This is a genomic window from Armatimonas sp. (assembly GCF_043760365.1).
Taxonomy (GTDB): domain Bacteria; phylum Armatimonadota; class Armatimonadia; order Armatimonadales; family Armatimonadaceae; genus Armatimonas.
This window is the reverse complement of the sequence record NZ_JAYUPA010000060.1, coordinates 1-6,733: the sequence shown is the minus strand read 5'-3', so window position 1 is coordinate 6,733 and position 6,733 is coordinate 1. Positions and strand designations below refer to the sequence as shown.

At 61.4% G+C, this 6,733-nt stretch carries 7 protein-coding genes; all 7 read left to right on the top strand.

Going from position 1 to position 6,733, the window contains the following annotated elements:
- The first annotated feature begins 115 nt into the window (after positions 1 to 115).
- Positions 116 to 886 (top strand): sugar phosphate isomerase/epimerase family protein, encoded by a 771-nt coding sequence (locus ACH2EH_RS01515; protein WP_395138146.1) that lies wholly within the window; start codon positions 116 to 118, stop codon positions 884 to 886.
- 9 nt (positions 887 to 895) lie between these two features.
- On the top strand, positions 896 to 1,471 hold the full coding sequence (locus tag ACH2EH_RS01510) for a pyroglutamyl-peptidase I (protein WP_395138144.1): 576 nt from the start codon (positions 896 to 898) through the stop codon (positions 1,469 to 1,471).
- Between the two features lie 30 nt (positions 1,472 to 1,501).
- A complete protein-coding gene (locus tag ACH2EH_RS01505) occupies positions 1,502 to 2,506 on the top strand; it encodes a hypothetical protein (RefSeq protein WP_395138141.1) in 1,005 nt (334 codons plus the stop codon).
- Positions 2,503 to 3,573: a zf-HC2 domain-containing protein gene (locus ACH2EH_RS01500; RefSeq protein WP_395138139.1), complete on the top strand. Its 1,071-nt coding sequence runs from the start codon at positions 2,503 to 2,505 to the stop codon at positions 3,571 to 3,573. The genes ACH2EH_RS01505 and ACH2EH_RS01500 overlap by 4 nt, the downstream gene beginning before the upstream one ends.
- A gap of 30 nt (positions 3,574 to 3,603) precedes the next feature.
- On the top strand, positions 3,604 to 5,055 hold the full coding sequence (locus tag ACH2EH_RS01495) for an alpha-N-arabinofuranosidase (protein ID WP_395138135.1): 1,452 nt from the start codon (positions 3,604 to 3,606) through the stop codon (positions 5,053 to 5,055).
- Positions 5,056 to 5,328: 273 nt separating this feature from the next.
- Positions 5,329 to 5,583 carry a hypothetical protein gene (locus ACH2EH_RS01490; protein ID WP_395138133.1) on the top strand — a complete coding sequence of 85 codons (255 nt, stop codon included), beginning with the start codon at positions 5,329 to 5,331 and terminating at the stop codon, positions 5,581 to 5,583.
- A gap of 39 nt (positions 5,584 to 5,622) precedes the next feature.
- A partial coding sequence (locus ACH2EH_RS01485) for a BTAD domain-containing putative transcriptional regulator (protein WP_395138130.1) occupies positions 5,623 to 6,733 on the top strand: 1,111 nt, incomplete at its 3' end.

The window sequence follows — 6,733 nt, the reverse complement described above, 5'->3', positions numbered from 1 at the left end:
TGCTCATGACCTACAAAGAGTATCCCATGGGCCACGAAGTCTCCCCCCAGAGCATCGCCGATGTCCAAAAATTCCTCACGGAGGTTTTAGATAACCTCGCGTCGAACCAAAGGCCATGACTAGAATTCCAATTGCAGTGCAGCTTTATTCCGTCCGCCACGAGTGCGAGAAAGACCTGGCGGGGACACTGGCGAAGATCAAGGCGATGGGCTACGAGGGCGTGGAGTTTGCGGGCTGGTACGGCAACGATGCAGCCACTCTGAAGGCGCTCCTCGACGAAAACGGCTTGGCGTGCGCCGGAGCGCACGTCGGCATTGACACGCTTCTCGGAGAGAATTTTGAGACGTCGGTGGCGTTTCACAAGACCCTGGGCAATAAATTTCTGATCGTCCCCGGGCTGGCGTCGAAGTGGACCAACTCCACCGAGGCGTGGCGGGAGACCGCAAACGTCTTCAATGAGATCGCGGCGAAACTTGCGCCGCACGGCATGGTGACGGGCTACCACAACCACCACACGGAGTTCAAGCCGTTCGGGGAAGGCGGCGAGCTGCCCTGGGACACGTTCTTTGGCAACACCGATAAATCCATCGTCATGCAGTTTGACACGGGCAACGCCCTGCACGGCGGCTCGTCGGCCAATGCGCTAGACTTTCTCACCCGCTATCCGGGCCGCGCCCTGACCATTCACCTCAAAGACTACAATATCGCCCACGACTCCTACGCCCCGCCGGTCGGGGATGGCGACGTGCCTTTCACGGAGATCTTCGCCGAGTGCGAGACCAATGGCAACACCGAGTGGTACATCGTCGAGTACGAAGACGATGCCCTGCCCGCCCTGGAAGGAATCGAGCGGTGCCTGGTGAATGTCAAGGCGATGGGCAAGTAGCTCGTTCGGATGGTCTTTGTCACTGCCTTCGATTCGTTTGGCAACGCTTCCGTGAATGGTTCGCGGGAGGCGGCGCTCTGCTGGGCGGCGCTGGACCCGGAGATTACCGTGGCAGTTCTACCGGTCGTGCGGGGGCTGGCATGGCGCGTGGCGCAGACGGCGCTGGCGGCGCTCCCGGAGCTGCCGACACTCTGGTTGATGCTGGGTGAGGCGGGGCGCGAGCCGCAGACGGTGCGATTAGAGAAAGTGGCGATCAACTGGGATGATTTCCGCCTGCCCGACAACCTAGGCGCAAAGCCACGGAATGCGGCGATTGTCGCAGGCGGGCCAGATGCCTACTTTGCAAGGCTAAATGTTGCAGCCATTGCGCAGGCGCTGGAGAAAAAAACTCCCCTGCCCGTTACCGTGAGCCTCTCGGCGGGGGCGTTTTTGTGTAATCATCTGGCCTACCAGGCCCTACATGCACAGCTTCCCTTTCCGAGCGCCTTTGTTCATGTCCCGGCCTGGCGGCCCGAGGACGGTGGCGAGGCGCTGGGAAAGCTGGTGGCGACGCTGCGTGCGGTAAAAGAGACCGCGCTTCTCTGAGAGCTTAGAGCGTTTGGTACAATACACACGATGGCAATTTTTGCAGGGTGGGAGCGCTGGCAGGTGCAGCGGCTGGGAGCACGCTTTGTGTCCGAGAAAGAGGGCAAGGCGGCTCGACGGCACCTGGAGACGCTGCTCTCCAAGCACCTACACCCGCAACTTGAGCAAACCCTCCATGTCCAACGAATCAGCGACCTGATGCTGCGTGAGAGTGCGCAGACAGCACTGGCTCAGCAGCTTACCCTCCTGCGTGAGAAACAGCTTCCACCTCCCGATCTCGTTGAGCTCACTGAGTCCGTCACTTTGCAGATCGCCTCCCAGCACCTCAATACGATTCAGCCCGCTAGGCGGCAGCTCCAGCTCTGTATTCTCTCCGTCTTGCGCAACCGGGCGGATCGCTTTCTCCTGGAGAAGGGGCTCGGCGGGGGCTTGCTCGCGGGCATCAAGGGCGCAGGGCGTGCCACCACAAGCGCCCGCTGGCAGCGCCTTGTCACGGTTCCAACAGTTGCAGGTGCCACCTGCAAGGCAGGGCTCGACCCGCAGGCGACGCACTTCCTGACAGAGCTCATGGAGCGCATTCTCAGTGATGTGGGCCACCGGGTCGCAGTGGAGGCACTGGTCTCGGTAGTGGCAGCCCTAAGCGATTTGCCAGAGCCCCCGGTTCACGATGTGGGGGAGAACCACCCGCTGGCAGAAAAGCTAGAGGCGGTGTTTCTGTTGCGCCAGCTCTGGGACGCACTCCTGGCACTGCCGGTACGCCAGCGGGTAATTCTTTTGTTGGGCGCACAAGACACGGCAGGTGAGAGCCTTCTCTCGCTCCTGACACGCCATGAGATCGTCCGCGAGGGGGAGCTAGCCCAGGCCATGGAGATTGGAACACGCTCCTTCCCTGTGCTCTTACGGGAGCTTCCGTGTAGCGACACGCGCCTGGCGGAGCTGCTCAAGATCACGCCCGAGACGGTGCGCCAGCAGCGCCTGAACGCCCGCCTCCGGCTCGTGAACCTGCTGGATCTCTGGGGGGAGCAGACGCTGTGAGTGAGTTCAAAAGCGACCTCAAGGCGGTGGAGGCTTTCTACCAGAGTGTTCTGGGAAGCTTGCCGCATCTGCCCGCGGAGCTCTTGCTCAGCGCCGTGGAGGAGCGCCTTAGCCCACGGGAGCAGAACCGCGTGGACGACCACCTGGGAGCGTGCGAGCACTGCCGTCAGGACTTTCAGGCGCTACGTCGCTTTGCCGAACAGCAGCCAAGTGCTCCCCGGCCTGCCCTCGTGATCTCTTCCCCGCTGGGCATGGGCTCCTCTGAGGAAACCCTCTCCGAGAGTGCTCCGGTGCTGCGGGTGGTGGAAGCCCCCTCCTCGCTCGCAGCACCGACCTCCCCCACCAAGGCCTCGCATTCCGCGCCCAAACCCGCCCGCTCGGCACTGATCCCCGGACTATTTCTGGCACTCAATGCCCTGGGATTGGGAGCACTCTACGGAAAGCTCTCCCCGAAAACACCCGCCACGGCGCCATCGGCTCCAATCAGTGCTCCTACCGCATCCCCCGCTCCAGACACCGCGCACCTCCAAGCGGTCTATGAGCGTGAGCGTGCCCAGCTTCGGGGTAAGATTTCCCAGTTAGAGAAGCAGCTCCAAACACTACGCGGCACCGGTGCGTCCCCCTTGGCATCCCCCGTAGCGGCAAAACCCGTGGGGGTCAGTGCTTTGTTTCCCCCCAGTAGCCTGATCGTGGATCGCCCCCCCATCTCGCTGACAGTGCACCCCATTATCACCTGGAAAGCCACTCCGAAAGTGCATCACTACAGCGCGGAGCTGGTGGACCCCAAGGGAAAGCCGCTCGTCAAGACCCAAACCACACAGGCCGAGTGGCGTATCACCACGGCACTGGCACGGGGCAAGAGCTACCGCTGGAAGATCACCCCGCAAGATAGAAACAACAAGCCCTTGAGCAAGCCTCGGGTTGGTATGTTTTCCGTGGCCTCCGACGAACAGGCGAAGCGCCTTCAGGTGAAGCTCAGTGCGCTCGCCACGGAGCTGGAGAACCTGAGATTCCCCAATGATGCCCAGGCACTCAAGGCGCGCGCCGCACTTATCCAGAAAAAATAACAGAAAATAATAGCCCAAAGAATACCCACTATGAACACTCTTGCTCTGCACCCCGATGAAGCCCGAACCACGATCTCTCGCCATATCTACGGTCACTTCTCCGAGCACTTAGGGCGCTGTATCTATGGCGGCTTTTGGAACGCCGATGATACGTTCCGCGAGGATGTGATCGAGGCGCTCAAAGAGATTCAGATTCCGAACTTGCGCTGGCCCGGAGGCTGCTTTGCCGATGAGTACCACTGGCGCGATGGCATTGGCTCCAGAGAGAGCCGCCCGAGCATGGTCAATACCAACTGGGGCGGAGTCACCGAGAACAATCACTTTGGCACACATGAGTTTCTGGATCTGTGCGAGCGCCTCGGAACCGAGCCGTATATCTGTGGCAATGTCGGTAGCGGCACCGTTCAAGAGCTGGCCGAGTGGGTAGAGTACGTCAACTTCGATGGCATCTCCCCGCGTGCCGATGAGCGCCGCAAAAACGGGCGCGAGACGCCGTGGAACGTAAAATACTGGGGCGTGGGCAACGAGAGCTGGGGCTGCGGGGGTCACATGCGCCCGGAGTTCTACGCCGATGAGTTCCGCCGCTACGCCACCTACTGCCGCAACTACGGCGGCAATCGGCTCTATAAAATTGCCTGTGGTGCCAACGTTGATGATTACAAATGGACCGAGGCGCTGCTGAAAAATACCCCCCATCACTTAATGCAGGGGCTCTCGCTGCACTACTACACGACCAACTGGACCGACAAAGGCCCTGCCACGGGCTTCGATGAGGCGGGCTGGTTCGATACGCTCCAGCGGACGTTTAAGATGGGTGAGCTTCTGGAACGCCATGGTGCGCTCATGGACCACTACGATCCTCAGCGTAAGATCGGCCTGATCGTGGACGAGTGGGGCACCTGGTTTAATGTCGAGCCGGGCACGAACCCAGGCTTTCTCTACCAGCAAAACACCCTCAGAGACGCGCTAGTCGCGGGAATCCACCTGCATCTGTTCCACAGCCACGCCGAGCGCGTGCACATGGCCAACCTAGCGCAGACCGTGAATGTCCTGCAAGCTGTGCTTCTGACCGATGGCCCGACACTCATCAAAACCCCGACCTGGCATGTCTTTGAGATGTACAAAGGCCACCAGGACGCGCAAAATATCCCACTCCATCTAGCCTGCGGCGAGTACACGCTGGAGGGCAAGACGCTCCCGACGCTCCATGCCTCCGCGTCCAAGGCCGCCGATGGCAGTGTCTTGCTCACGCTCTGTAATCTTCACGCCTCGGATGCGCAGCCACTCACGGTAGATCTTGGGGCCGCGTTCGCCTCCGTAACGGGCCGGACGCTCACCGCCGCTGCGCTGGACACACACAACATGGCGGCTCATCCCAACGCCATCGCGCCGCAGCCCTTCGAGGGCGCAATGCTCTCGGGTAACACGCTCACCCTGACCGTTCCCGCCGCCTCCGTGACGGCGCTCACGCTTAATCTGTGATGCCACGTTCGAGACCGAGGGGACAAGTCCCTCTCGCTAGGGGCTAACGCCGGGCACTCTCCGAGTGCGGGAAGTTCGGTTCCCCGACCCGGAGGGTCGCCCGCGAAGCGCTTAGCGAGAGCAACTTGTTGCCTCGAATATTAGTGTCCGCATAAATATAATTTCGTGCCCCTAATGGTGTCTACGTTTTGTCTACGCTTGCCTCCTAGACTCCTTGCATACGCTGCACCAAACCCAAAGAAAGCAGCGCCGTTTGATGAGGAGTTTAGAAAGATGTCAACGCAACCGAACCGACAAACAACGAGCTGTCCGCTTACTCCGGCACTCAAGACCCTGCTAGAGACCGCCGTGGCGCTCCGCACCACCAACAATAAAACTCTTGCCGAGTATCTCTGTGTCTCGGAGGAGACCGTCAAGAGTGGCTTCCGACGAATCGGGCAGCAGCTAGAGACGCATAGCCGCTCGGAGACGCTGCTTCATGCCCTCCTCAGCGGCTGGGTGATGACGAGTCGAGAGACAGTTCACTAGACAGAGGAAGCTTGCTGCCGTCTGCCGAATCTGGTGGCAGTGGAAAGTGTTCCGACAACATGGCTTATTGAGCTCTTCGGGGGGCCACGCGCCGTCTGCGGTGACGTAAGCGTCTCGCGCTTCCGCACCCGGCGCGGTGGCCTCCTGCTGGCGATGCTCGCCGCACGCCCCGAGCGCGTGCACTCCCGCGAGGAGCTGGGCGAGCTTCTCTGGCCCGAGGAAGACCCACAGAAACAAAACCCCCGGCTCCGTGACGAGCTCTCTAAACTCAAAGCCGACCTAGGAGAGGACATCTTAGAGAAGAGCAATAGCGGCGTTAAAGTGCGCCCCAGTATTACGAGCGATGTCGCCCGCTTCGATGACTATCTCCTCACTGCCGTCCGCGCCTCGACTCCCGAGCAGCGCCTGCCCTCACTCCGCGCCGCCGCCGCGCTCTACAAAGGCGACCTGCTTCCCGGCTTCTACGAGGACTGGGTGCAGACCGAGCGCGAGCGGCTCAAGGCGGGCTGCTTTACTGTATTAACCCGTCTTGCGCTGGACTTAGAGACCGTGGGCCACACCGACGAAGCCCAGCTCCTGCGCCGCGAGCTGGCCAGCCGCTTCCCGGAGCAAGCGCTCCCGCCCGCCCCAACAATGGCTCCCCCCGGGTACCCTCTGGGTGCGGGGGCGGGGGGGGGAGTTTTCTTGGAAGGGCTGGATGGCTACTATGGCCGCGAAGCCGATGTGCTGGCGCTGCGCGAGTGGGCCAGCAAGCCCCCCAAAGGTGAACGCGTTTTGACGCTCACCGGCCCGGGCGGCATGGGAAAGACGCGGCTTACCAAACAAGCTCTCCCCAACGCGCTTTTTGTGCCCCTTGCCGAAGTGAGCGATGCGAAGAGCGGCTTTTTCGAGGCGATTCATGCTGCGCTCGCGCTGCCTAAAGGCGATGCCCCGCCGCGTGAGCAGATTGTCTATGCCCTGCGCCAGCAAGAAGCGCCGCTGCTGGTTTTAGACAACTTCGAGCAGATTCTCACGCACGGTGCCCGGCTGGTGGAAGGTCTCCTCAAAGACATCCCGGCCCTGCGCTGCGTGATTACCAGCCGTCGCCGCCTGGGGATTCGCGGCGAGACGGAGCGCGTTTTAGAGCCGCTGCCCCACGCCCCAAGCGTCG

Bases quoted from the DNA above. Each gene is read 5' to 3' on its own strand.
- ACH2EH_RS01515 (WP_395138146.1), top strand. From the start codon at position 116: ATGACTAGAATTCCAATTGCAGTGCAGCTTTATTCCGTCCGCCACGAG.
- ACH2EH_RS01505 (WP_395138141.1), top strand. From the start codon at position 1,502: ATGGCAATTTTTGCAGGGTGGGAGCGCTGGCAGGTGCAGCGGCTGGGA.
- ACH2EH_RS01490 (WP_395138133.1), top strand. From the start codon at position 5,329: ATGTCAACGCAACCGAACCGACAAACAACGAGCTGTCCGCTTACTCCG.
- ACH2EH_RS01510 (WP_395138144.1), top strand. From the start codon at position 896: ATGGTCTTTGTCACTGCCTTCGATTCGTTTGGCAACGCTTCCGTGAAT.
- ACH2EH_RS01495 (WP_395138135.1), top strand. From the start codon at position 3,604: ATGAACACTCTTGCTCTGCACCCCGATGAAGCCCGAACCACGATCTCT.